A 24,770-nucleotide genomic window follows, 5' to 3' on the forward strand; every position below is an offset into this window, starting at 1 on the left:
GGTATCTCGACACCGCTCGCGGGTCGAGCACGACCGATGACGGACCGTCCGGTGGACGGGGGTGCCCTCGCGTCGTGGCCGACGGTGCGCCATGATGTGCAGATGCCCTCGGCCGCCGACGTCCCGACCTCGTCGCCGTTCCGCATCTCCTTCGTCTGCAGCGGCAACATCTGCCGGTCCCCGATGGCCGAGGTCGTCTTCCGCCGCATCGTCGAGGAGGCCGGGGTCGCCGACCGCTTCGCCGTCTCGTCCGCCGGCACGGGCGACTGGCACGTGGGCGAACCGGCCGACGAGCGGACGATCGCCGCCCTCGCGGCACGCGGATACGATGGGTCCAGGCATCGCGCCCGTCAGTTCGACCCGGACCGGTTCCCGGAGTTCGACCTGGTGGTCGCACTCGACCGCTCCCACGAGCGCATCCTGCGATCGTGGGCCCCCACGATGGACGACGCCGCGAAGGTGACGCTCATGCTGCGGTACGACGAGGCCTGGCCGCAGCACGCCGACGTGCCCGACCCGTACTACGCGGATCGGCACGAGTTCGACCGGGTCCTCGCGACCATCGAACGCGCGTCGCGGGCCCTCTTCCACCAGATCGAACCGGCAGTCCGTCAGGGAGCCCCATGACACCCCTTCCCCCGCAGCCGATCAGCCCGCTCGACGGGCGGTACTTCCCGGTCGTGCACACGGTGGGGGAACACCTCTCCGAGGCGGGTCTCAACCGGGCCCGCGTCCGGATCGAGGTCGAGTGGCTCGTGTTCCTGACGGACCACGCGATGTTCGCGACGTCGCCGCTGTCGATCGACGACCGAGCAGCGCTCCGCGCCGTCGCGGACGACTTCGGGCAGGCGGCGATCGACGAGCTCGCCGGGCTCGAGGCCACCACCCGACACGACGTCAAGGCCGTCGAGTACTTCGTCCGCGCCCGGCTGTCCGAACTCGGGCTCGACGCCATCGCCGAGCTGACGCACTTCGCCTGCACGAGCGAGGACGTCAACAACCTGGCCTACGCGCTCACCATCCGCGACACGGTGCAGGACGTCTGGCTGCCCGCCGCCCGAGCCGTCACCGACGCGCTCCGCACCCGGGCGGTCGAGCTCCGCGCGGTCCCCATGCTCGCCCACACGCACGGACAGCCGGCGACGCCGACGACGCTCGGCAAGGAGCTCGCCGTCGTCGTCCACCGCCTCGAGCGGGTGCTCGCGCAGGTCGAGGACACCGAGTACCTCGGCAAGTTCTCCGGCGCGACCGGCACGTTCTCGGCGCACCTGGCCGCCGATCCCGAGGCCGACTGGCCGGCACTCTCCCGGGCGTTCGTCGAGTCGCTCGGGCTCGTGTGGAACCCGCTCACCACGCAGATCGAGTCGCACGACTGGCAGGCCGAGCTGTACGACCGGGTCCGGCACGCGAACCGCATCCTGCACAACCTGGCGACGGACGTCTGGACCTACATCTCGATGGGGTACTTCACGCAGATCCCGGTCGCCGGTGCCACCGGGTCGTCGACGATGCCGCACAAGATCAACCCGATCCGCTTCGAGAACGCCGAGGCGAACCTCGAGCTCTCGACGGCGGTGTTCTCGACGCTGTCCGAGACACTGGTGACGAGCCGCATGCAGCGCGACCTCACCGACTCGACGACGCAGCGGAACATCGGGGTCGCCTTCGCGCACTCCCTGCTCGCCCTCGACAACCTGCGCCGCGGGCTCGGTGAGATCGCCGTGGCCGAGGGCCGCCTCGCCGCCGACCTCGACGGCAACTGGGAGGTCCTCGCCGAGGCGATCCAGACCGTCATCCGCGCCGAGGTGACCGCGGGCCGCTCCGAGATCGAGGACCCGTACGCGCTGCTCAAGGAGCTCACCCGGGGCCGCCGCGTCGGCCGCGAGGACCTCGTCGCGTTCGTGAACGGACTCGACATCTCCGACGGAGCGAAGGCGCGGCTCGCCGCGTTGACCCCGGCGACCTACACCGGCCTCGCCGACGAGCTCGTCGGGTTCCTCGACGCCTGACGACCGCGCTGCCGGTGCTCCGCCACGGCGCTCGCGAGCGCTCCGCGGAGTTCCGGGTGCACGAAGCGGTAGCCCGCTCCCTCCAGGCGGGCGGGGACGACCCACCGGCTCTTCAGCACGAGCTCCGTCTCGGTCCGGATCGCGATCGACCCGAGTTCGAGCATCCAGCGCGGGAGCGGGAGCCCGAAACGCCGCCCGACGATCTCGCGGAGGGTCCGCATCATGGCGCGGTCGTCCGTGGGGTGGGGGGCGCAGACGTTGACGACCCCGTCGATCTCCGGATGGTCGCGCACGAACCGGATGGCACCGAGCACGTCGGCGATGTGCACCCAGCTGAAGCGCTGCCTCCCGTGCGTGTGCCGGTCCTCGTGGAACGTCCCGGCGGCGCGACGGCGACGCGTCGCGAACCACGGTCCGTCCAGGTGCGGACCGCCGAGTCCGAGCTGCGCCAGCCGGATGAGCGGCACGAGGGCGCTGCCGTCGCCGAGCACGATCGCGATGCGGAGCGCGACCCGACGGGTGCCCGGCAGGTCCCCGTCGAAGAACGCCGCCTCCCACGCCCGTGCGACCGACACGGAGAACCCGGTGCCGATCTCGCCGTCGGCCTCGGTCTGCGGGCGGTCCTCCGCGTGCCGGTAGATGGTCGCGGTCGACGCGTTGCACCAGACCCGCGGCGGCCGTCGCGCCGCGCGGATGGCGTCCCGGAGTTCGCGCGTGGTCTCGACCCGCGAGCGGAGGATCTCGGCACGGTTGCGGGCGCCGTACCGGCAGTCCACGCTCTTGCCCGCGAGGTTGACGACCAGGTCGGCGCCGTCGACGAGCTCGGTGATCCGGCGGGTGTCGCCCCACACCGCATCGCCGGTCCGTCCCACGGTCGTGACGTCGGCGCCCTCGGCGCGGAACGCGTCGACGAGGTACCGGCCGATGAAGCCGGACGCACCGGCCACCACGACGAGTGGCCGCACCGCGTCGCCACCACCGCTGCCGCTGCCGCCGCCGCCGCCGGCAGCACCGTGCTCGCTCCCGCTGTCGCTCATGGACGCCTCCCCGGTCCGCCGGTTCCCCCGGGGGCGTCCGCATCGTCGGGCACGACACCGTGGACGAACGACCCCTCGTACCGGTACAGCGTGCCGACGAGCGGCGCCGACAGCGTCAGCGACACGCGTTGGCGGTCGATGCCCGGGTCGTACTGCTCGGTCAGGACCACCCGCGGTGCCACGGCGGCCGGGAGGCGCAGCATCCGTCCCAGCACCCGGAACGACACGCGGGTCGAGACCAGGCGGAGCGCGCCGTCGGCGACCGCGACGTCGAGCGCGGCCACGAGCCGGCCGCGGCGCCCCAGGTGGTCGGCGAGCCCATCGGCGTCCGCCGTGATCGCGTCCTGCATCACCCAGGGCCCGGACCGGAAGTGGAACGTCCGGCGAGCGAGGACGGCGATGCGTCCCTCCCGGTCGACGGCCGGCCGGTTCTCGACCGTGAACGGCACGTCGCGTTCCCACACCGGCGCCATGACCGCGTCGCGGGCGAACCAGGCGAGCAGCGGCCACATCCAGCGTCGTGGCGTCCCGACGACGTCGAAGACGCCGGTGCCCCGTCCGACGTGCCCCGCGGGGATCGCGCCGAAGTAGCCACGCAAGCGGGGGTGCAGCGCGTCGAGGGCGCCGGGACGGGTGCTCGCCTCGTAGGGCGATCGTGCGCTCGGGGTCACGGTCGGATCCTGTCACGTCCCCGGTGCCCGGTCGGTGCGGATGCCTACGATGGCGGCATGGGCCACCACCACGAGCACGGCGCGCGGTCGGCCAACGCTCGCGCGTTGACCGTGGCGTTCTGCGTGTCCGCCGCGATCCTCGTCGCCGAGGTCGTCGGCGCCGTCGTGACCGGCTCCCTGGCGCTCCTCGTCGACGCCGGGCACATGGTCGTCGACACGGGCGGTCTCGCGATCGGGCTCGTCGCGGTGCGGCTCGCGCAGCGCTCACCGACGGCCAGACGGACCTGGGGCTTCCAACGCGCCGAGGTCCTCGGCGCCGTCGCGCAGGCCGCGGTCCTGCTCGGGGTCGGGATCGTCGTCCTCGTGACGGCCGTGCAGCGCCTGGTCACGCCGGTCCCCGTCCCCGCGGTGCCGCTCCTGGTGTTCGGTGTCCTCGGCGTGGTCGGCAACGCGGTCGCGCTGGCGGCGCTCACACGCTCCGGAGGCGGGACGTTCACCGCGCGGGCGGCGCGGCTCGAGGTGCTGAACGACTCGCTGGGGTCCCTCGCGGTCGTCGCCGCGGCGATCGTCGTCGCACTGACCGGCTGGGAGCGCGCGGACTCCGTCGCCGCGATCCTCATCGGTGCGCTCATCCTGCCGCGCGCACTCCGGCTGCTCCGCGAGACCACCGACGTCCTGCTCGAGGCCACCCCGCCCGGGCTCGACCTCGACGCCGTACGTCGTCACATCCTCCGGCTCGACCACGTGCGCGCCGTGCACGACCTGCACGCGTCACTCGTCGCCACCGGGGTGCCGACCCTCACCGCGCACGTCGTGATCGACGACCACTGCTTCACCTCCGCGCACGCCCCGACGATCCTCGACGAGCTGCAGCAGTGCGTCGCCGAGCACTTCGCCGTGCCGGTCGAGCACTCGACCTTCCAGCTCGAGCCCGCGTCACACCAGCGGCACGAGCACGACGTCCACGCCTGACCCCGGCGGCGCGGCTCAGGCCCGGGCTGCGAGACGGCTGCCGGCCCAGAGCGCGAGTGCGATGACGACGACCACGAACCCGAGGAGCACGGGCAGCGGCGCGACCACGAGCAGCACCGCGCCGGCGAGGACCACCGGGACGACCATCCCCGCGTAGCCGATGAGGAACGTCGCCGCCAGGACACCGCCGCGCCGCTCCGGCCCGACCAGACTGCCCGCACCGGCGATGGAGGCCCGGAAGAGCAGTCCGACGCCGGCACCGGCGAGCACGCTGCCCACGACGAACACCGCGACGACGAGGACGAGCGCGCCGACCGCGACCCCGGCGAGTCCGACGGTGACGAGCAGCATGCCCCAGCGGACCTGCGCACGCATCGCGAGGCGGGCGAGGGCGATCTGCGCGACCGCAGCGCCCGCGAAGACCCCGAAGCTCGTCGCACCGGCGGCGAGCCGGTCCGTGACGTGGAAGGTGGTCGCGAGGAACGTCGGCGCGATCGACGTGAACAGGCCGAGCACGGCGAAGGTGCTGAACGCCCCGGCACCCGCCGCCCAGAAGGGTCCCGCCGCCCCGGACGGCGCGGTGATCGGCTGGGGTCGGTAGGCCGGGCGTACCCGCCCCGTGTCGATGGTCTCCGGGACGACGAGCATGGCGACGAAGGCGACCGCGAGGACCACGACGAACACGGCGTACGGCACGACGAGGGGGTGCCGGACGAACTCCGCCAGCACACCGCCGACGAGGGCACCGCCTCCGATGCCGCCGAGGTTGACCGCTCCGGCGACGACGCTCGCGTTCCCGCCCGCGCCCCCGTCCCGGCGCGCTCGGACCCGGAGTTCACCGAGGTGGGCCGTGGCCGAGGCCGTCAGGGTGCCGACACCGAGTCCGCTGATGAACCGCGCGACGAGGAGGCCCGGGACGTCGTTCCAGACGAGGAACAGCACGGCGGCGACGAGCTCGAGCGCGACCGACACGAGGATGAGCCGTCGGCGTCCGTGGACGTCGCTGAGGTGCCCGGCGAGCCAGAGCGCGATCATGACCCCCACGGCGTATGCGGCGAACACGAGTGTCACGGTGAAGGTCGGGAAGCCGTCGCGTGCCTGGTACAGCGCGTACAGCGGTGCGGGGACGGCGGCGAACGCCATGACGCTGAGGAAGCTCCCCGCGACGATCCAGAACCCGGCCGCGTGGCGCTGACGGCTCGGGGTCGGTCGGGCGGGCCGCTCCGGGCGTCCGGCACCAGCGACGGGATCGGGCAGCGGCACGGGTTCGGTCCGGGGAGCGGTGGTGGTCATGGTCCGAGCGTGCAGGACTGCGCCGAATCGTGTCCAACGGACAGGACCGCTGACGGCCATCGACGTGGACGATGATGGACGCATGGAGACCCGCCTGCTCGAACAGTTCGTCGCCGTCGCCGACGAGGGCAACGTCACCCGCGCCGCCGCCCGGCTCTTCGCTGCGCAATCGACCGTGTCCGCCGGTCTGCAGAGCCTCGAGCGCGAGCTCGGCGGGGCCTTGTTCGACCGGGTCGGTCGCCGTCTGACCCTGAGCCCCCTCGGCGAGGCGCTCCTGCCGGACGCCCGGGCGGCGCTCGGCGCGGTCGAGCGCCTCCGGGACGGCGCCGTCACCGCCGACGCGCAGCTCCGCGGCCGCGTGCGCGTCGGGATCTTCGCGAACATGGACATCGTCGACCTGCCGCGGATCATCACGACCTTCCACGCGCGGCACCCGCTCGTCGACGTGCACCTCAGTGCCTCCGCGGCGGGGACCACCGGCCTGGCGGAGGACCTCCGGGCCGGCCGGCTCGACCTGGCCTTCACCGCACTGCCGCAGGACCCGCCGGGGATCGCGGTGACTCCGCTCCGCGCCCTGCCGTTCCGGGTGTACGTCGCACCACCGCATCGACTCGCGGACCGCGGTGTCGTGTCCCTCGCCGAACTCGCGGACGAGCCGTTCGTCGACACCGCGCGCGGGTTCGGGAACCGCATCATCCTCGACGCGGCGCTCCGCGACCGGGGCATCCGGCGCCGCATCGTGGCCGAGATGAACGACCTGCCGTCGGTCGTCCGGTTCGCGGCGACCGGGCTCGGCGTCGCGGTCGTCCCCGACCCCGGCACCGCCGGGGACGCCGTCGTGCTCGAACTCGCGGACCCGGTCGAGCCGCTGCGAGTCGGTCTCGCCACCGCTGCCGGCGCCGCTCTGAACCGCGCCACACGCGCCCTCGCCCGAGCGGTCGTGGGCGGTACCGACGGCGGCACCGGCGGCGGTACCGACGGCGGCACCGGCCGCGTCGGCAGCGCCGAGCGGAGCGCCGGCTCGGATCAGGCCGCGGACGGCTCCTCGAGCAGGTGACCGATCGCCTCCACCGAACGCCGGGCGCGCGCCGTCGTCGACACGAAGCCGATCACGACGACGCCCACGGCGATGCCGACGACGATCCACCACATGGCGTGCGTCGCGACCGCGAAACTCGCGTGGACCGCCGCCGCTCCGCTCGCTCCCGTGACCGTCCCGGCGAGCGCCACGCCGAGGGAGACCCCGGTCTGGCGACTCGTCGACGCGACCCCCGCAGCCGATCCCGCCTGGGCACGGGGCATGCCCGACACCGCCGTGTTCGTGATCGGCGCGTTCACCATCCCGAAGCCGAACCCGAACAGCGCGAAGGCGACGACGAGCATCCACATCGGCGTGTCCGCGCCGATCGTCGTGAGGACCGCCGCGCCCGCTCCGATGCCGACGCCGGCGAGCACGAGTGGGATCCGGGTGCCGACCGAGGCGACGAGGCGACCGGAGAACGGCGACACGACCATGGTCGCCACCGCGGCGGGGAGCGTCCAGAGCCCGGCCTCGAACGGTGACATGTGCCGGACCTCCTGGAGGTACAGCGCGTTGAGGAACAGGAACGCACCGTTCGCGCCGAAGGCACCGACCGCCGTGAGCACGGCCGTCGAGAACGGGATGCTCCGGAAGAACCGGACGTCGACGAGCGGCTCCCGGCGCCGCCGTTCCACCACGACGATGAGGACGAGCGCGAGCGCTGCGGCGGCGAACAGGGCGATCGCCGCGACCGAGCCCCACCCGAGCCGTGGACCCTCGATGAGTCCGCCGACGAGCGCCGCGAGCAACACGACCACGAGTGCCTGACCCGGGGCGTCGAAGCGCCGGGGGCGAGCCGCGCGGGACTCGGGGACGAACGCGAACGTCAGCACGACGGCCACGATGCCGATCGGCACGTTGATCCAGAAGATCGCCCGCCAACCGATCGTGTCCGTCAGGGCTCCACCGACGAGCGGACCGACCCCCATCGAGACGCCGACCACCGCCCCCCAGACGCCGACCGCGCGAGCACGCTCCTTGGCGTCGTCGAATGTCGCCGTGATGATGGACATCGCGACCGGGTTCATCATCGAGCCGCCGACGGCCTGGACCATCCGGAACACGACCAGCCAGCCGACGCTCGGCGCCAACGAACAGAGGAGCGAGCCGACGGTGAACAGGACGAGCCCGACCTGGAACGTCCTGCGTCGGCCGATGCGGTCCGCGGTGGACCCCGACAGCATGAGCAGACTCGCGAGGACCAGCGTGTATGCGTCGATCGTCCACTGGAGTCCGGAGATCGTGCTGTGGAGCTCACGGCCGATCGACGGCAGCGCCACGTTCACGACGGTGGCGTCCAACGAGACGATGAAGAGACTGAGGCAGCAGACCGTCAGGATCACGTACCGGTGGCGGTACCGCGACGGGAGGTCCGGGTCGCCCTGCTGGGGGCTGCGTGCGTGGACGGACTCGCGTCGGTCGTGGTCAGTGGTGGTCGTCGCCCTCGTCCTTCCGGTGTCCGCCGAGCATGTCGTTGTCGTCCTGCTCACTCGTGGCCGCCAGCTGCAACATCGCCAGCACGACGATGACGACGATGAACGCGATGCAGAGGAACACCGCCGCGAGTTCGGGCTGACGGGTGGACATCAGGACGACGAGTCCGACGAACACCGCGACGATCGCCGAGATCGCGAGGAGTTCGACCGGGCGGAGCCGGTCGCGGCGGCTTGGGGTGGTCATGCGTGTGGTGCTCCGTTCGGGGCCGACGGCGTGGGTGCCGAGGTCCCCCACTTGTGCGAGAGGGCGGCGATCACGTGGAAGACCGCCGTCAGGGCGAGGTACGCGCCGAGCAGGCCGACGAGGATGATCGACGAATCGAGGGTGCCGCTGACGTGCTCGATGCCGCCGAGGTCCTTGGAGTAGTCCGGAGGCGTCAGCAGGAACGCGATCGCCAGCAGGACCGTGAGCCCCCCGACGGTCATCCAGTCGCGGGCGAAGGGCGACGTACGCCGCGCGAGGACGCCCTGCAGGAGTTCGATGCCCCCGGTGACGACCGCGAACGCGGTGACGACCGCGAGGAACGCCGGGAGTCCCGCAGACGGGAGGAACAGCGCGACGACGCCGGCGGCGACGGTCACCGCAGCCTGCACGACGGCGAGGCGACGGGACCGGGGGTCGTCGAGTCGGCGCAGGCTGCCGACGCCGAGCAGGGCGCCCTCGACGATCGCGAAGGCGCCGAACAGCACCAGCCCGAGCGAGGTGGCGTGGTTCGACGAGAACGTGATCACCATCGCCACGACCGCGGCGGGCAGTGCCCGGGACAACGGGACCGTCCAGTACCGGGCGCGCTGCGCGGCGTCGTCCACGGTGTCGGACACGGAATCCCTCTCTTGGGCAGGCTGATCGTACGGTCAATGGTACCGCCGGGCCGATGCGGGCCCGTCCGGCCGGCGGCGTCGCGGCTGAGGATGCTCGAACCGCGAACGCGCGCCGCCGACCCCGCGGGCCGACGGCGCGCGACACGACCGGTCAGGCCGCGGGGTCCTCCTGTCGCTCGAGCTCACGTCGGCGACGGACCGAGCGGACGCCCAGGCCGGTGACGACGGCGATCGCCGCGACCAGGACCACAGCAGCCGTGCCCACGGTTCCGGTGAAGGCGAGCCGGGCCGGGTGCGCTCCGACGGCGACCGGTGTCGCGGAGGCCGAGGGCCGTGGCGTCGCGGTCGGGTGCTCACCGCCGTGGGGCGGGGTGGTCGGTGTCACGACGGGCGGTTCGATCGTGCCGATCGGTCCGGGCAGCGGCACGGGGTCCGACGGGTCGCCGTCGTCCGGGTCGTCGGGCGAGGTGGCGATCGCGACGTTGAGGACGTCGGCGCCGTCGCCGCGGTACCCGGCGTCGAGTTGGGCGTCGAAACGGAACCGGTGCCGTTCGCCCGGTGCGATCGTGACCGCCGAGGAGCACGTCACGTGCTGACCGTCGGCGCGACAGCCGTCCTCGGACCCCACGAAGCGCACGGGCTCCGGCAGGTCGTCGACCGCACCGACCCGGCGCGCGTCGGACGGTCCGCCGTTGACCGCGGTGATCGTGTACCGGAACACGCCCCCGGGCAGCAGCTCGACGTCCCCGGGCAGGAGCTCGGCGGCCTTCTCGGTGCGCAGCGCGGCGTCGGTCCCGATCGCGGCCCGGACCGTCGACGCGTTGTCCGCCGTGTTCGTGTCGGCGCGCGACGGTGGCGTGGTGATCCGTGCCGCGCTCGCGATCTGCCCCGTGGCGTCCGCAGCGAGGTCGCCCTCGATCGTCCAGGTGACCGTGGCCCCCGGGTCGATGTCGGCCGTCGTGGCGATCTCCGGACCGGCGCCGGACCCCGCACCGCACGCGGCACCGGCCGTGGCGGCGCACGTCCAGCGGACGTCGTGCAGTTCGGTCGGCGTCGCGATCACCACGTCGTTGCGCGCGGAGCCGTTCCGCCCCCGGTTCGTCGCGGTCGCCGTGTACCGGACGTGCGTGCCCGCGACGACGCGCTCCGGCATCTCCTGCGTGATGCCGACGTCGGTCGGGATGGACACGGTCAGGTCGTCGACCTCGTGGGCGTTGGTCGAGTTCCCGGTCGAGGCGGTGAACCCGAGGCGCAGTGTGTCCGGGAGCGGCGCCTGTCCGTCACCCTCGAGCGCCACCTGGTCGATCACGGTCCGCATCCGGGTACCCGGTCCGGAGTCGGACCGCACCGTGAGTGCGAGGACCCCGTCGGCGGCCGGCAGCAACGTGACGTGCACCGTCCGTTCGTCGGACCGGGACTGCGTCCCCACTCCACCGTCGGGGCCGACCGCGCCGCGGAGGAACCGGTAGCCGTCCGTGCCGTTCCCCGAGCCACGGAGCACGACGTGGTCGGGCTGGGGACCGGGGCCGGACCCGTTGAACGGACGTGAGAAGTTGCCGCGCAGGTCGAACCCGACGCCGACGAACGCCCCGGGCATGCCCGCGACGTCGCAGGTGCCGTAGTGGCCCGAGTCGTCGTAGCAGCTGTACCCGAGCGCCGCGCCGGGTCGCCCGACCCCCGGCGCGACGGCACCGTCCGACAGCGACATGAGCAGGCCGTCCGCCCCGGTGCCGCCGTGCATCGCGTACCGGAACTCGATCTCGAGCCCGAGGTCCGACGCGAACACGTCGTCGGTGGCCCAGGAGCCCGCCTCGCTCCGCACGGCGTCCGTGAGTCGCAGCCAGCCGTCCCCGGCCTCGGCGTCGCCGGACAGCGTCCCGCCGTCGGCCGAGTCGAAGTCGGTGTGGAACGGGAACGCGAGCTCGGCTGCGTGGGCGCTCGTCACGGGGAGCATGGCCCCGGCGCTCAGCGCGGAGAGTGCCAGGGCTCCGCAGGCGATGCGCCGCAGTCGCCGCAGCGCCGCGGCGCGGGGTACGGCGCCCGGCGTCCCGGGTCGTGCTGGTGTCGGTGGATGTGCTCGTGGTGCTGATGTCATGCCGCCCATGCTGGGGACCGGAGTCGCTCCCCCGAGGCCGGAGCGGACCGGTTGTGGAGGCCGCGCCCGGGCCTCCCGGCTGTGGACGGCGGACCGACGGGCCGACGGACCGACGGGCCGCCCACCGCACGCAGTGGACGGTCCGCCGTCAGCTCACGCGGTGAGCCACACCGTGCTCTCGCCCGGCAACAGCCCGTCCTCGATCGGGCACGACGCCACGACGACGGCGCCCTCGGGCAGCGGCACGGGGTCGGTGCCGAAGTTCGTGACCGAGCGCCATCCGTCGGCGCGCGCGAACCCGACCACCCGGTCCGGTGTCTCGAGCCACGTCAGGTCCTCGCCGCCGCGGTGCGTCCGACGGAACGTGAGCGCCGCGCGGTACAGCTCCAACGTGCTGCCGTCGACGCCGTCCTCGGCCTCGACGCTCCACGTCCCGAAGTCGGCGGGCTGCGGCAGGTGTGCCCCGTCCGGCCCGAACCCGAACGAGGAGCCGGACCGGCTCCACGGGATCGGCACGCGGCACCCGTCACGGCCCTTGTCCGTGTGCTCCGAGCGCGCCCACTTCGGGTCCTGCAGGCGGTCGCGCGGGATGTCCGCGACCTCGTGGAGGCCGAGCTCCTCGCCCTGGTACACGTACGCGGACCCGGGCAGCGCGAGCACGAGGAGGGACGCGGCACGGGCACGACGGAGCCCGCGGTCGCGGTCGAGCACCGGCTCCCTGCCGTCGCTCATGAGCCAGGCGCCCGAGTCCGCACCGTCCGGGAGCCCGTACCGCGTGGCGTGCCGCACGACGTCGTGGTTCGACAGCACCCAGGTGCTCGAGGCCCCGGACTGACTCGCCTGCGCGAGGTTCTCGTCGATGATCGCGCGGAAGGCCTCGGGGTCGAACGGGGCCTCGAGCAGGTCGAAGTTGAACGCCTGCCCGAGTTCCGTCGGTCGGGCGTAGAGCACGCGACGGCGGGCGGGTACCCACGCCTCGGCGATCGCGCTCCGCGGCGGGTCGTACTCGTCGAGCACCCGTCGCCAGGACCCGAGGATCTCGTGCACCTCGTCGCGGTCGTAGAGCGGGTCGCTGCCGTCGAGGGGCAGGTGGTCCTGGTCGCTCGGCCGGAACGGCTCCGACAGGTCCTTGGCCATGGCGTGCGCGACGTCGACGCGGAAGCCGTCGACCCCGCGGTCCGACCAGAAGCGGAGCGTCTGCTCGAAGTCGGCGCGGACCTCCGGGTTCGACCAGTCGAGGTCGGGCTGCTCCCGCGCGAACAGGTGCAGGTACCACTGGCCGTCGGCGATCCGGGTCCACGCGGAGCCGCCGAAGTTCGAGACCCAGTCGGACGGCGGCTCCGCGCCGTCGGGACCGGAGCCGTCGCGGAACACGTAGCGGGCCCGGGCGGCGGAGCCCCGTGGGGACTCGAGTGCCTCCTGGAACCACACGTGCAGGTCGGAGGTGTGGTTCGGGACGACGTCGACGATGATCCGGATCCCGGCGGCGTGCGCGGCCGCGACCAGGGCGTCGAAGTCGGCGAGCGTCCCGAGCTTCGGGTCGACGTCGCGGTAGTCGGCCACGTCGTAGCCGCCGTCCGCGAGGGCGGACGGGTAGAACGGGCTGAGCCAGATCGCGTCGACGCCGAGCTCCCGCAGGTACGGCACCCGGTCGGTCACCCCGGCGATGTCACCGACGCCGTCGCCGTCGACGTCGGCGAAGCTCCGTGGGTACACCTGGTAGACGACGGCTTGGCGCCACCAGTCCGGGTCGTGGAGGGACGGGGTCGGCTGGTCGGTCCCGGGGACCGGTGGCTGGGTGGACACGGAAGCGTCGTTCCTCTCGCGGCGGGTTCGGTGCGTCCGTCACGCTACGCGGCGGTGGCTCGGAGGGATCGCGGACCCGAGAGAGGGCCGCATCCCGAGCGCGAGCTGGCCGTTGCCCGCCACGCCCAGCCACTGCGCGCACCACCGCCCGAGTGGTTCCTGTACGTCCCGGCGTTCGCTAGCCGGTCTAGCAAGTAGGCAGGTTAGGGTGGTGTGCATGAGCACGCAGGAGGTCACCGAGCCGTCCGGGTACTGGTACCCCGACGACGATGCGACCCAGCGGGGCGTCGACGTGCTGAACGCCCTGCGCCGCTACCGCGGGGCCGAGACGGCGATGCGTCGCCGGACCCGTGACGCGATGGGCATGGGCGAGACGGACCTCCTGGCCGTCCGGTTCCTGCTGCAGGCGCAGCGGGCGGACCGCACCATCAGCCCGAAGGACCTCGCCGCCTACCTCAAGATCTCGTCGGCGTCGACGACGATCCTGGTCGACCGCCTCGTCAGGAGCGGCCACGTCCGGCGTGAGCCGCACCCGACCGACCGTCGTGCACTCGTCATCGTCCCGACGACCAACACGGACACCGAGGTCCGCGCGACGCTCGGTCGCATGCACCGGCGGATGATGCACATCGCGGAGTCCATCACGGCGGACGAGGCCCGGGTCGTCATGACCTTCCTCGAGGACGTCCGTGCGGCGGTCGACATGGTCGACCCGCACGAGGACTGACCGCCCAGCCGACCGGTCACGGGGGACGCGTGTCCGGACGTCGGCTGAGCGTCGACCATGCCGCACCGGGTAGACCGGGAACCGTCACCGAACCTCGGAACGGAGCCATCATGCACGCATCGGACAAGCTCGCCGGCAATCTCCAGAAGGTCCTCGTGGACCTCATCGACCTGCACGTCCAGGGCAAGCAGGCCCACTGGAACGTGCTCGGACACAACTTCCGGGACCTCCACCTCCAGCTCGACGAGATCGTCACGGAGGCACGTGAGTTCTCCGACACCGTGGCGGAGCGCATGCGCGCCCTCTACGCCACGCCCGACGGTCGCTCGAAGACCGTCGGCGCCACCTCGAGCCTCGACGAGTTCCCGGAAGGCGAGGTCTCGACCCACGACGTCGTCGACATGATCACCCTGCGCCTCTACCAGGCCGTGGGGACCATGCGCGACGTGCACGACGAGGTCGACGAGGAAGACCCGTCGACCGCGGACATCCTGCACGCGATCATCGACCGCCTCGAGCAGCTCGCCTGGATGGTCAGCGCCGAGAACCGCACGCCGAAGCAGACGCTGTCGGCGGCGACGACCGCTCCGAACGCCGAGAGCGTCGAGAGCGCGCAGTCGACCAGCCTGAGCTGAGCCGACCCCTCTCCGGGTCACCCGCGCATCCGGGTCACTCGCCCATCCGGGCCACCCGCCCATCCGGGCCACGGCGCACCGGCGACCGGCCGCGGCGGCATCCGCCGACGCGGCCGTCGTCGTGCGCGCACGCAGAACGACAGACAGGAGCACCACCCCATGGACCTCGGCATCTCGGGCCGCATCGCGCTCGTCTTCGGCGCGGACTCCGGCATCGGCTGGCAGACGGCCAAGCTCCTGCTCAGCGAGGGCGCCACCGTCGTGATCACCGACCTCGACCAGGCCGCCCTCGACGACTCGGCCGCGAAGCTCGAGGCCCACCCGGGCCGGCTCTACGCGTTCGCCGCGGACGTCACCGACAGCGCGAGCCTCACCCGCCTCCACGACCAGGTCCGCGAGTCCGTCGGCGTGATCGACATCCTCGTGCAGTCCTCGGGGGTCACGGGCGCCCAGGGCATGTTCCACGAGATCGACGAGCAGGGTTGGCTGTCGACCATCGACATCGATCTCATGGGCCCGGTGCGGATCACGCGCGAGTTCATCGGTGACCTGCGCGACGGTGGCTGGGGCCGGATCGTCTACGTGACGAGCGAGGACGCCCTCCAGCCCTACGACGACGAGCTGCCGTACTGCGCGGCGAAGGCCGGCGTGCTCTCGTTCGCCAAGGGACTGTCCCGGAGCTACGCGAAGGAGGGGCTGCTCGTCAACACGGTCTCCCCTGCCTTCATCCACACCCCGATGACGGACGCCATGATGACGAAGCGGGCCGAGCAGACGGGCCAGGGCTTCGACGAGGCCATCGAGTCGTTCCTCGACGAGGAGCGCCCCTACCTCGAGCTGCACCGCCGCGGCGAGCCCGACGAGGTCGCGAGCGTCATCGCGTTCCTCTGCAGCGACCGCGCCTCGTTCGTGAACGGGTCCAACTACCGGGTCGACGCCGGCTCGGTCGCCACCATCTGACCGGGAGACACACGATGACCGACCACCGCTACCTCGTGATCGGCGGGGGCATGGTCGCCGACGCCGCCGCCAAGGGCATCCGCGAGATCGACGAGCAGGGCTCGATCGGCATCCTCAGCACCGACGTGGACACCCCCTACGCCCGCCCCGCGCTGTCGAAGAAACTCTGGACCGATCCGGACTTCAGCTGGGACAAGGTCGACCTGCACACGGCCGACGCGACCGGCGCCGAGATCCACCTGCGCACGACGGTGGTCGCGATCGACCGTACGGCGAAGTCGGTGACGACCGATGACGGACAGCGGTTCGGGTACGAGCGGCTGCTCATCGCGACCGGCGGAACACCCACGCCGCTGCCGATCGAGCACGACGATCGCGTGATCGACTACCGGAGCGCCGAGGACTACCGACGACTGCGGGGGTTCGCGGACCAGCACGCCCACGTCATCGTCGTCGGCGGCTCGTACATCGGCACGGAACTCGCCGCGGCGCTCGTGCAGAACGGCGCGACCGTGACGCTCGTGCACCCCGACGACGTGCTCGGCGGCTCCATGTTCCCGGCGGACCTGGCGGCGGCGTTCGAGCGCCGGTACCGCGACGCCGGTGTCGATCTCGTCGGCGGCCGCAAGGTCACCGACGGGCGCGGGACCGACGACGGCGTGATCGTCACGCTCGACGACGGCCGCGAGCTCCGCGCCGACGCGGTCGTCTCCGGGCTCGGGATCACGCCGAACGTCGACCTGGCACGGGATGCGGGCCTCCCGGTCGACGACGGCATCGTCGTCTCGGCGACGCTCGTGACGGAGGACCCGGACGTCTTCGCCGCTGGCGACGTGGCCGAGTACCCGGACCTGGTGCTCGGCCGCCGCCGCGTCGAGCACGTCGACAACGCGCAGGAACAGGGCCGGCAGGCGGGCCGGAACCTCGCGGGTGCCGACGAGCCGTACACCCACACGCCCTACTACTACTCGAACGTGTTCGACATCGGGTACGAGGCCGTCGGCCGCGTCCAGGCGACGCTCCGCACGGTCGAGGACTGGGCGGCCCCGCTCGAACAGGGCGTCGTGTACTACCTCGACGGGGACGTGACCCGCGGCGTGCTCCTGTGGAACGTGCAGGGGCAGCGTGACGCGGCGCGCCAGGTGCTCGCCGAGGCGGAAGCGCTCACCCCCGACATGCTGCCGGGCCGGATCCCCACCGGGGGCTGAGCCGGGAGGCCCAGCCTCCGTCCGTCGCTCAGGCCGCGTCCTCGACGCGCTCGGGCCCACGGACCGGCGTCGACCGCTCGTCGCCGTCGGCGCGGCGCTCGGCGCCGTCCTCCGACCCCGCGGCGAGCTCGCCGTCCGCGATCACCTGCTCGGCGTCGCCGACCGGTTCGTCGTCGTGGACGGTGGCGCGAGCGTGCTCGGTCTTCCCGGCCGCGACCAGGTCGTCCCCGCGGACCATGCCGACGAGTTCACGGAGGCGCGCGACGAGGACGTGCCACGCCTCCGCAGGGCGCAGTCGGTCGAGGTCCGACCTCGTCGTCGTGTCCGCCACCGCGGTGAGCGACGCCACGCCGCGGTCCGGCAGGTCCCCGCGCACGTGCGCCACGGCGAGCGCCGCGACGACGTCCGCCTGCGCGTGCACGACGGCGTGGGCGCCGCCCGTGACCTCACGGAGGACCGCGTACGGGAACACGCGCCCGAGCCGCCGCACCCAGTCGCGCGGGACGAGGGCGTCGTGCTCACCGCGGACGACGAGCACCCGGGCCTGCACGGCGTCCGCCCGACGCTCGATCGGGTACGCGAGCATGCGGGGCAGGACCGCCCGGAACCAGTGCCAGCCGCACAACGCGTACGCGGTGAGGGCGTGCCAGCGGATCGCGGCCGGCTCGTGGACGACCGAGCGGGCGAACCGCACCATCGACTCGCTCACCGTGCGCGCAGCGCTGTCGACGACCGGGCTGATCAGGACGACGTCGCCGAGGTCGGGCCGGCGGGCCGCCACCTCCGTGACGACCTGCGCCCCCATCGAGTGCCCGACGAGGACCGGGTCGACGAGCCCGAGCGCGTCGATGACGGCCTCGACCGCGTCGGCGTACCGCTCGATCGAGACGGTCCCGCGGAACCGTCGGACCCCGGCGAACCCGGGCAGGTCGAGGGCATGCACCGGGCCGAACGCGTTGAGGTTCGAGGCGAGCCGCTCGCGGTGGGTCGCCGCGACGCCGAGGCCCGCGACGAGCACGAACGCACGGTCCCCGGGGGCGCCGATCGTGCTCACGCGGACGGTGGTGCCGTCGACCGGGACGCGACTGACGGTGACGGTGGCGTTCGGCAGGGCGTCGGACACGTGGACCTCCGGGTGCTCGCTCGGGCGGATGACCGACGATAACGGCCGCACCCCCGAACGGGTGGCGCGACGGGCCGGGAGGCGCGGGATGCGGCCGTCCCGTCCCTCCCGCCACCCTGCGCGGTCAGCCCGCGAAGCGGTGGGCCGGGATCCCGTGCACCCGCGTCGGCACCGCGAGGACGGCGCCGGAGAGCGGCGCCTGCTCGAGCTGCTCCTCCGTGAGGTTCTCGCGCGCGGTGCCGATGAACAGCGTGCTCATGTCCACGCCCCCGAACGCGACCGAGGTGACGTTCGGGGCGGGCAGGTCGACGACCTCCAGGCGTTCGCCGTCGGGCGAGTAGCGCTCCACGCGCCCCTCGCCGTAGATCGCGCCCCAGAAGCAGCCCTCGTCGTCGCGCACCAGGCCGTCGTGCGCGGCACCACTGACGAAGGGCTCCAGGTCGCCGAGTTCGCCGTCCGGCCCGTAGGAGCCGCGGAAGATCGTGGAGACCGCGGTGTCCGTGACGTACATGACGCTGCCGTCCGGCGACCACTCCATCCCGTTCGTCGTGCCGAACCCGCCTCGGAGCACGCGCACGGTGCCGTCCGGGTCGATCGCGTAGAGGGCCGCGTCGCCGTCGCCCTGGAGGTCCATGCTCCCCACGAGGAACCGGCCGAAGGGATCGCATTTGCCCTCGTTGAACCGCATGTCCGGTTTGGCGTGCTCGACGGTCGCGAGCTCACGGTCGATCGCACCGTCGGCGTCGGTCAGGACCACGCGGTCCCCGAGCGCCGCGACGAACCCCCCGGAGGCACGGGGCTGGAACGACGCGAGCGGCGGCGGCAGCGGGACCGAGGACACCACGACGCCGTCCGCGGTCGCGGTGTGCAGGGTGCCGAGCGGGATGTCGGTCCAGTGCAGGCGCTGGCCGTCCGGGTCCCAGACGATGCTCTCGACGAGCGCTGCCTTCGCATCGGTGAACACGCGGACGGGACCGGTCGTGGCGGTGGACATGCACCCCGGTCTACCCGGGCCGCGCTGAGGACGCACCCCGGACGTGACGCGTGCTCCATACTCATCCCGTGGATGCGCAGCGCGAGTCGGAGACCGAGCGACTCGTGGTGTTCACCGACGCGGTCGCGGCGATCGCGATCACGCTGCTCGTGCTGCCGCTCGTCGACATCGTGCCCGAGGCCGCGCACCGGGACGGCGACGTCGGCGCGCTGCTCCGCGAGCACGTGCCGCAGTTCGGCGGGTTCGTGCTCAGCTTCGCGGTCATCGCGCGGTTCTGGTGGTCCCACCACGAACTGTTCCGCACCGTCACACGCCTGAGCCGAGCGGTCGTGCGGTGGAACCTCGTGTGGACGTTCGCGATCGTCGCGCTGCCCCTGCCGACGGCGATCATCACCGCGTACCGGCCGAGCCCCCTCACCGTGGAGCTCTACGTCGGCACGCTCGTGCTCGCCACCGCGGCGCTCGCCGGGATCGCGCGGGCGTTCCTCCGCCGCGATGACCTGACCGACCGCGAGCGCACCGCCGCCCGCCAGCAGCTCCTCGGCTCGGCCGTGAGCGCCGGCCTGTTGCTCCTGGCCGCCGTGGTGGGGAGCCTCGTGCCCGCCGTCAACTTCTTCGCGCTCCTGCTGCTGTTCGCCTCCGGGCCGGTCGAGCGGGTGCTCCGCCGACGCTGGACGAGCGCCACGCCGGGGTGACCCGGCGCGGCGCCCGGGGCGTCAGTCGCCCTTGACGTTGACGAGCTGCCGCAGCGTGTGACGGATCGTCACGAGGTCGGCGGCGTCCGCCATCACCTGGTCGATCGGCTTGTAGGCCGCCGGGATCTCGTCGAGGAACGCATCCGTGTCCCGGAACTCGATCCCCGCCATCGCCGCGCGGAGCTGCTCGTGCGTGAAGGTGCGCCGAGCCGCGGAGCGCGAGTAGGACCTCCCGGCTCCGTGCGGTGACGACGCGAGCGACTGCGCGTTGCCGCGCCCCTCGACCACGTACGAGGCCGTGCCCATGGACCCCGGCACGAGTCCGAGCTGCCCCTCGCGCGCCGAGATCGCACCCTTCCGCGACACCCACACGTCCTTGCCCCAGTGCCGCTCCTGCTGCGTGAAGTTGTGGTGGCAGTTGATGCGCTCCTGCTCGTCCACCAGCACCCCCATGACCTCGCTGAGCTGGCGGACGACGCGGTCCATCATCTCCTCGCGGTTGAGCAGGGCGTAGTGCTGCGCCCACCGGAGCTCGGCGATGTACCGGTCGAACTCCGGCGTCCCCTCGACCAGGTACGCGAGGTCGGCATCGGGCAGCTGGATCCACCAGCGCTCCATGAGCCGCTTCGCGACCGCGATGTGCCGCTGGGCGATCTTGTTCCCGACACCCCGGCTGCCCGAGTGCAGGAACAGCCAGACGCGGTCGGTCTCGTCGACGCTCACCTCGATGAAGTGGTTGCCGCTCCCGAGCGTGCCGAGCTGCTCGCGCCATCCGCCGAGGGCTCGCGCCGGGTCGAACCCCGCGGCGTCGGCGAGCGCCTCGAGCTCCGCGATGCGGGGCGCGGCCGTCGCGACGACCTTCCGGTTCGCGGCCCCGGCCGACAGCGGGACCGCCCGCTCGATCTGCTCGCGGAGCGGGCGCAGGTCGGTCGGCAGGTCGGCGCGGTCGAACTGGGTCCGGACGGCGATCATGCCGCAGCCGATGTCCACGCCGACGGCGGCGGGCATGACCGCGCGGAGCGTCGGGATGACGGAGCCCACGGTCGCGCCGAGCCCCAGGTGCGCGTCGGGCATGAGCGCCACGTGCGGGAACACGAAGGGCATCGCGGCCGTGGTCCGTGCCTGCTGCTCGGTCGTCTCCTCGAGGAGACTCGCCCACGAGAGCAATCGGTCGTTGATCTTCTGCATCGTTCCGCCTTCCGTCGGATCGGGATGGTGACGGTCCGGGGCGGACCGGCACCGTCCCTCCCGACCGACACGATGGTCGGTGACCGATGTGGTCGACGGGAGACGGGTGCGCAAGACGCCCTGGGCCGGGTGGGCACGGGCGTCGGAGGACGACCGTGCCTACACGGGATAGCTGCTGGTGGGCCGCTGCTCGAGCGCACGCCACGTGAGCGGCACGAGCTGCTGCTCGTTCCGCTTCCGGGGCTGCTGTTCGACGCGCACGGCGGTCCTCCAGTCGGGTGCCCAGGGCGGGCACGGAGCACCGACCATAGTGCGACACGCCCGAGCTGCACAAGCGCGACACGCCCGGGAGGCCCCGGCGCGGGTCGCACCGGTCGGTGTGCGCACGTGGACCGGAGGTGGGAACGGCAGCCGGACTGCTCGCAGTCGAGGGGAGCAGAGTAGGAGGATGCCCGAGCGCACTCCGGACACCCCGGACTCCTCCGACAACGCCGAACGCACCGACGGCTACGCCCCCCTCCGCTCCTACGCGGCCATCGGCGACGGCCGCACCGTGGCGCTCGTCGGGCGCGACGGCCGCATCGACTGGTTGCCGGTGCCGTCCATGGACTCCCCCGCTCCCTTCGCGAGCATCCTCGATGCCGAGCACGGCGGGCACATCGCGTTGAAGCCGACCGGCCCGGCGCACATGGAGCGCCGCTATCTGCCCGGCACGAACGTGCTCTGCACGACGTGGACCACCGCCGACGGCGAGGCCACGGTCACGGACGCCATGGCCACCGGCGTGGCCGGACGACTGCCCTGGGCCCAACTCGGGCGCTGCGTGCAGGGCGTCCGCGGGGCGGTCGAGTTCGAGTGGGCGGTCCAGCCGGGCACGCTCCTCGGGCAGGCCCGACCGGAACGACTCGACACGGTGAACGGCTCGATCGTGGCGGTGGACGGCGTGAGCATCGCCATCGTCGAGCTCGGGTTCGAGCCCGTGCACGAGGACGGCCCGCGGTTCTCCGGACGGTTCCGGACGTCCGAGGGCTCGAGGTCGATCCTGTCGGTCATCGGGACGCTCGACGAGCCGCTGTTCATCCCGGACCCGCACGAGACGATGCGCGGTGTCGACCGCACCATCCGCAACTGGGAGACCTGGTCGAAGGAGTTCGCGTACGACGGCCCCTGGGCGGACGCCGTGCACCGCAGTGCCCTCGCGCTCAAGCTGCTCATCTTCGCGCCGACGGGGTCGATCGCAGCCGCGGCCACCACGTCGCTGCCCGAGGACGAGCACGGCGACAAGAACTGGGACTACCGGTTCGCCTGGGTGCGCGACCTCGCCTACTCGGTCCGCGCGCTGACGCGGTTCGGGCTCCGCGAGGAGACGCACGCCGCCGTCTCGTGGCTCATGCGGACCATCGCGGACAACGGCGACGGCATGCCGATCTTCTACCGGCTCTCCGGCGCGCGGTCGGACGGCGTCGTGGAACGTGACGTGCCCGGCTGGCGCGGCATCGGTCCGGTGACCGAGGGCAACCGTGCAGCGGACCAGCTCCAGCTCGGCGTCTGGGGTGACGTGTTCGACATCATGCGGCAGTACGTCGCGCAGGGGAACGTCCTCGACCGGCAGACGGCGCACGTGCTCGAGCGGCTCGCGGACGAGGCCTGCCACAAGTGGGTCGAGGAGGACTCCGGGATGTGGGAGCTCCAGGAGGCCCACCACTACACGACGAGCAAGATCGGCTGCTGGCAGGCACTCGACGCGGCGATCGAACTGCACGACAAGGGCCAGATCGGCGGCCCGCGCGACAAGTGGGTGGAGAACCGCGAGCTCATCGAGCAGTGGGTGGCTGAGCACGGCTGGAACGAGGAACTCGGCCACTACGTCATGCACCCCGACACCGATGCCCTCGACGCGTCGATCCTGCTGCACGCCTCGTCGTCGTTCGACCGGGGACCGCGGATGTCCGCGACGATCGACGCGATCCGGGAGCAGCTGTCGGTCGGACCGCTCGTCTACCGCTACTCCGGGCTCGAGGACGAGGAGTCGCCGTTCGTGGCCTGCTCGTTCTGGCTCGCGTCGGCGTTGGCCTGCGTGGGACGTGACGACGAAGCCAGGGCGCTCATGGACGACATGGTCGCGCAGGGGAACGACGTCGGGCTGTTCGCCGAGATGATCAGCGCCGACACCGGGGAGTTCATGGGGAACCTGCCGCAGGGCCTGTCCCACCTCGCGCTCATCAACGCGGCGATCACGATCGAGGAGATGGCCCGGGAAGGATGACGAACGACCCCGACGCCCGGATGGACCGGCTGCGGAAAGCGGCCCGGTACCGGTTCGCGCAGTACGCCGAGGAGCAGGCGCGCGAGACGGAGGCATCGGGCACGCCCGCATCGCGATCACTCGACCCCGACGAGGTCCGTGCCGAGCGACGGCTCCGGGGTGCCCGGGACATGGTCGCGCACGCCAACGCGCTCATCGAGGAGGGTGACGAACGTGGGGTGTTCGAGCACAACCCGCTGCGCGGCAAGCCCCTGCCGGACAACGACGGCCGGCACGACCCCGACTGGTGGATCCGGCGCTACGTCGAACGCGAGGAGCTGACCGGCCTCGGACCGCCGGCGCTCGCCCTCCGGAAGGAGGACGCGGAACTCGACGCCCGGCTCGACGAGGAGTCGAGCGAGCGACGCGTCCGCGAGATCGTCGAGGACTTCGACGCGCGGGTCGTCGAGGCACGGCGGCAGCTCATGGGCGGCCCGCCGGTCGTCACGCCGGTCCGGGACGTCGACGTCGAGATCGAGCGGTGGCGCGACCGCCGGGAGGCCCGACACGCGGTCGAGCGCGCCGCAGCGGCCGAGCAGGCCGCCGCCGATGCGGAGGAACGGCAGCGGCGGCGTCGATGGTGGCGCCGCCGCTGACCGCTCCTAGGCCTCGCGCGTCTTCGGCGAGCTGTCGTTCGTCTTCGCCGGGTCGCGCTCGACGACGTCGCCGAGGACCTCGTCGATGCGGGCGAGGGCTTCTGCCGGGATCCGGACACCGGCCGCGCCGGCGTTGTCGTGCACCTGCTCGGGACGGGACGCCCCGATGATGGCGGACGCGACGTTGTCGTTCTGCAGGGTCCACGCCACGGCGAGCTGCGCCATGGACAGGCTCAGCTCCTGCGCGATCGGCTGCAACTGCTGTACCCGCTCGAGCACGTCGTCGCGCATCCAGCGCGAGATCATCTGCGCGCCGCCCTTCTCGTCCGTCGCCCGCGATCCCTCGGGGAGCGGCTGGCCCGGCTGGTACTTGCCCGTCAGGACACCCTGGGCGATGGGCGACCAGACGATCTGCGAGATGCCGAGCTGCTCCGACGTGGGGACGACCTCGCCCTCGATCACGCGCCAGAGCATCGAGTACTGCGGCTGGTTCGAGATGAGCTGGACCCCGAGCTGCTTCGCGAGCGCGTGGCCCTTCTCGATCTGCTCGGACGTCCACTCGGAGACGCCGATGTACAGGACCTTGCCCTGCCGGACGATGTCCGCGAAGGCCTGCATGGTCTCCTCGAGCGGGGTCTCGTGGTCGAAGCGGTGCGCCTGGTACAGGTCGACGTAGTCGGTCTGGAGCCGCTGCAGCGAACCGTCGATCGACTCGAGGATGTGCTTGCGCGACAGACCGGTGTCGTTGTGTCCCTTGGGCCCGGTCGGCCCGAAGACCTTCGTGGCGATCTCGAGGGACTGCCGCCGCTCGCCCTTCAGGGCCTCGCCGAGGACGGTCTCGGCACCCGTGTTCGCGTACACGTCCGCGGTGTCGAAGGTCGAGATGCCCACGTCGAGTGCCGCCCGCACGCAGGCGATGGCCGCGTCGTTCTCGACCTGCGATGCGTGGGTGAGCCAGTTGCCGTAGGTGATCTCCGAGACCTTGAGTCCCGAGTCGCCGAGGTAGCGGTGTTCCATGTGTCGTTCCTCCCGGGCCGCGTCGGTGCGGCGCCGGGGT

The 24,770-nt window shown here is 72.5% G+C and carries 23 protein-coding genes; 11 read left to right on the forward strand and 12 right to left on the reverse strand.

Annotation, left to right across the window (positions count from 1 at the left end; all coding sequences use genetic code 11):
• Positions 1–102 precede the first annotated feature (102 nt).
• Both DEI86_RS05625 and purB read left to right on the forward strand, forming a co-directional pair.
• A complete protein-coding gene (locus tag DEI86_RS05625; RefSeq protein WP_111009897.1) occupies positions 103–627 on the forward strand; it encodes a low molecular weight protein-tyrosine-phosphatase in 525 nt (174 codons plus the stop codon).
• On the forward strand, positions 624–2,009 hold the full coding sequence (gene purB, locus DEI86_RS05630; RefSeq protein WP_111049010.1) for an adenylosuccinate lyase: 1,386 nt from the start codon (positions 624–626) through the stop codon (positions 2,007–2,009). The genes DEI86_RS05625 and purB overlap by 4 nt, the downstream gene beginning before the upstream one ends.
• On the opposite strand, the gene DEI86_RS05635 is transcribed toward purB, so the two are convergent.
• Entirely contained in the window at positions 1,964–2,974 is a 1,011-nt protein-coding gene (locus tag DEI86_RS05635) for an epimerase (protein WP_111049056.1), read from the reverse strand. The genes purB and DEI86_RS05635 overlap by 46 nt on opposite strands.
• Before the next feature lie 68 nt (positions 2,975–3,042).
• Positions 3,043–3,717, reverse strand: coding sequence for a DUF4166 domain-containing protein (locus DEI86_RS05640; RefSeq protein WP_111049011.1), 675 nt, complete (start codon positions 3,715–3,717; stop codon positions 3,043–3,045).
• Positions 3,718–3,774: 57 nt separating this feature from the next.
• On the opposite strand from DEI86_RS05640, the gene DEI86_RS05645 reads away from it, so the two are divergent.
• Positions 3,775–4,689 carry a cation diffusion facilitator family transporter gene (locus tag DEI86_RS05645; protein WP_111049012.1) on the forward strand — a complete coding sequence of 305 codons (915 nt, stop codon included), beginning with the start codon at positions 3,775–3,777 and terminating at the stop codon, positions 4,687–4,689.
• A 15-nt stretch (positions 4,690–4,704) separates the two neighbouring features.
• Here the strand turns inward: DEI86_RS05645 and DEI86_RS05650 are convergent, their stop codons facing one another.
• On the reverse strand, positions 4,705–5,982 hold the full coding sequence (locus DEI86_RS05650; protein WP_111049013.1) for an MFS transporter: 1,278 nt from the start codon (positions 5,980–5,982) through the stop codon (positions 4,705–4,707).
• 82 nt (positions 5,983–6,064) lie between these two features.
• On the opposite strand from DEI86_RS05650, the gene DEI86_RS05655 reads away from it, so the two are divergent.
• A complete protein-coding gene (locus DEI86_RS05655) occupies positions 6,065–7,039 on the forward strand; it encodes a LysR family transcriptional regulator (RefSeq protein WP_181439710.1) in 975 nt (324 codons plus the stop codon).
• On the opposite strand, the gene DEI86_RS05660 is transcribed toward DEI86_RS05655, so the two are convergent.
• The 5 genes from DEI86_RS05660 to DEI86_RS05680 form a co-directional block, all read right to left on the reverse strand.
• Positions 7,009–8,406: an MFS transporter gene (locus tag DEI86_RS05660; RefSeq protein WP_146244869.1), complete on the reverse strand. Its 1,398-nt coding sequence runs from the start codon at positions 8,404–8,406 to the stop codon at positions 7,009–7,011. The two genes, DEI86_RS05655 and DEI86_RS05660, sit on opposite strands and share 31 nt — an antisense overlap.
• Positions 8,407–8,488: 82 nt before the next feature.
• A complete protein-coding gene (locus DEI86_RS05665; RefSeq protein ID WP_111009783.1) occupies positions 8,489–8,743 on the reverse strand; it encodes a hypothetical protein in 255 nt (84 codons plus the stop codon).
• A complete protein-coding gene (locus tag DEI86_RS05670; RefSeq protein ID WP_258368540.1) occupies positions 8,740–9,381 on the reverse strand; it encodes a DUF308 domain-containing protein in 642 nt (213 codons plus the stop codon). The genes DEI86_RS05665 and DEI86_RS05670 overlap by 4 nt, the downstream gene beginning before the upstream one ends.
• Positions 9,382–9,532: 151 nt before the next feature.
• A complete protein-coding gene (locus DEI86_RS05675) occupies positions 9,533–11,476 on the reverse strand; it encodes a DUF11 domain-containing protein (RefSeq protein ID WP_146244870.1) in 1,944 nt (647 codons plus the stop codon).
• Between the two features lie 153 nt (positions 11,477–11,629).
• A complete protein-coding gene (locus tag DEI86_RS05680) occupies positions 11,630–13,282 on the reverse strand; it encodes a glycoside hydrolase family 13 protein (protein ID WP_111049016.1) in 1,653 nt (550 codons plus the stop codon).
• 217 nt (positions 13,283–13,499) lie between these two features.
• Here DEI86_RS05680 and DEI86_RS05685 point away from each other — a divergent pair, with 217 nt between their 5' ends.
• The 4 genes from DEI86_RS05685 (at position 13,500) to DEI86_RS05700 (ending at position 16,812) form a co-directional block, all read left to right on the forward strand.
• Positions 13,500–14,009 (forward strand): MarR family winged helix-turn-helix transcriptional regulator, encoded by a 510-nt coding sequence (locus tag DEI86_RS05685; RefSeq protein ID WP_111049017.1) that lies wholly within the window; start codon positions 13,500–13,502, stop codon positions 14,007–14,009.
• 110 nt (positions 14,010–14,119) lie between these two features.
• Entirely contained in the window at positions 14,120–14,644 is a 525-nt protein-coding gene (locus tag DEI86_RS05690) for a Dps family protein (RefSeq protein WP_111009787.1), read from the forward strand.
• Between the two features lie 159 nt (positions 14,645–14,803).
• On the forward strand, positions 14,804–15,604 hold the full coding sequence (locus tag DEI86_RS05695; RefSeq protein ID WP_111049018.1) for an SDR family NAD(P)-dependent oxidoreductase: 801 nt from the start codon (positions 14,804–14,806) through the stop codon (positions 15,602–15,604).
• Between the two features lie 14 nt (positions 15,605–15,618).
• Positions 15,619–16,812, forward strand: a complete 1,194-nt coding sequence (locus DEI86_RS05700; RefSeq protein ID WP_111049019.1) for an NAD(P)/FAD-dependent oxidoreductase — start codon at positions 15,619–15,621, stop codon at positions 16,810–16,812.
• 28 nt (positions 16,813–16,840) lie between these two features.
• On the opposite strand, the gene DEI86_RS05705 is transcribed toward DEI86_RS05700, so the two are convergent.
• Together DEI86_RS05705 and DEI86_RS05710 are read right to left on the reverse strand one after the other, a co-directional pair.
• A complete protein-coding gene (locus tag DEI86_RS05705; protein ID WP_181439711.1) occupies positions 16,841–17,935 on the reverse strand; it encodes an alpha/beta fold hydrolase in 1,095 nt (364 codons plus the stop codon).
• Between the two features lie 124 nt (positions 17,936–18,059).
• A complete protein-coding gene (locus tag DEI86_RS05710) occupies positions 18,060–18,929 on the reverse strand; it encodes an SMP-30/gluconolactonase/LRE family protein (RefSeq protein ID WP_111009791.1) in 870 nt (289 codons plus the stop codon).
• A 68-nt stretch (positions 18,930–18,997) separates the two neighbouring features.
• Here DEI86_RS05710 and DEI86_RS05715 point away from each other — a divergent pair, with 68 nt between their 5' ends.
• Complete coding sequence (locus tag DEI86_RS05715; RefSeq protein ID WP_181434591.1) at positions 18,998–19,624, forward strand: TMEM175 family protein; 627 nt, start codon at positions 18,998–19,000, stop codon at positions 19,622–19,624.
• A 21-nt stretch (positions 19,625–19,645) separates the two neighbouring features.
• Here the strand turns inward: DEI86_RS05715 and DEI86_RS05720 are convergent, their stop codons facing one another.
• Positions 19,646–20,812: an RtcB family protein gene (locus tag DEI86_RS05720; RefSeq protein ID WP_111012161.1), complete on the reverse strand. Its 1,167-nt coding sequence runs from the start codon at positions 20,810–20,812 to the stop codon at positions 19,646–19,648.
• 448 nt (positions 20,813–21,260) lie between these two features.
• Between DEI86_RS05720 and DEI86_RS05725 the strand changes: the two genes are divergently transcribed.
• Together DEI86_RS05725 and DEI86_RS05730 are read left to right on the forward strand one after the other, a co-directional pair.
• On the forward strand, positions 21,261–23,078 hold the full coding sequence (locus tag DEI86_RS05725) for a glycoside hydrolase family 15 protein (RefSeq protein WP_111012160.1): 1,818 nt from the start codon (positions 21,261–21,263) through the stop codon (positions 23,076–23,078).
• Positions 23,075–23,713 carry a DUF1992 domain-containing protein gene (locus DEI86_RS05730; RefSeq protein ID WP_111009795.1) on the forward strand — a complete coding sequence of 213 codons (639 nt, stop codon included), beginning with the start codon at positions 23,075–23,077 and terminating at the stop codon, positions 23,711–23,713. The genes DEI86_RS05725 and DEI86_RS05730 overlap by 4 nt, the downstream gene beginning before the upstream one ends.
• A gap of 6 nt (positions 23,714–23,719) precedes the next feature.
• Here DEI86_RS05730 and DEI86_RS05735 read toward each other — a convergent pair whose 3' ends face one another.
• Positions 23,720–24,730, reverse strand: a complete 1,011-nt coding sequence (locus tag DEI86_RS05735) for an aldo/keto reductase family protein (RefSeq protein ID WP_111009796.1) — start codon at positions 24,728–24,730, stop codon at positions 23,720–23,722.
• Positions 24,731–24,770: the final 40 nt, after the last annotated feature.

The organism is Curtobacterium sp. MCBD17_028 (assembly GCF_003234875.1).
In the GTDB taxonomy this organism is placed as follows: domain Bacteria; phylum Actinomycetota; class Actinomycetes; order Actinomycetales; family Microbacteriaceae; genus Curtobacterium.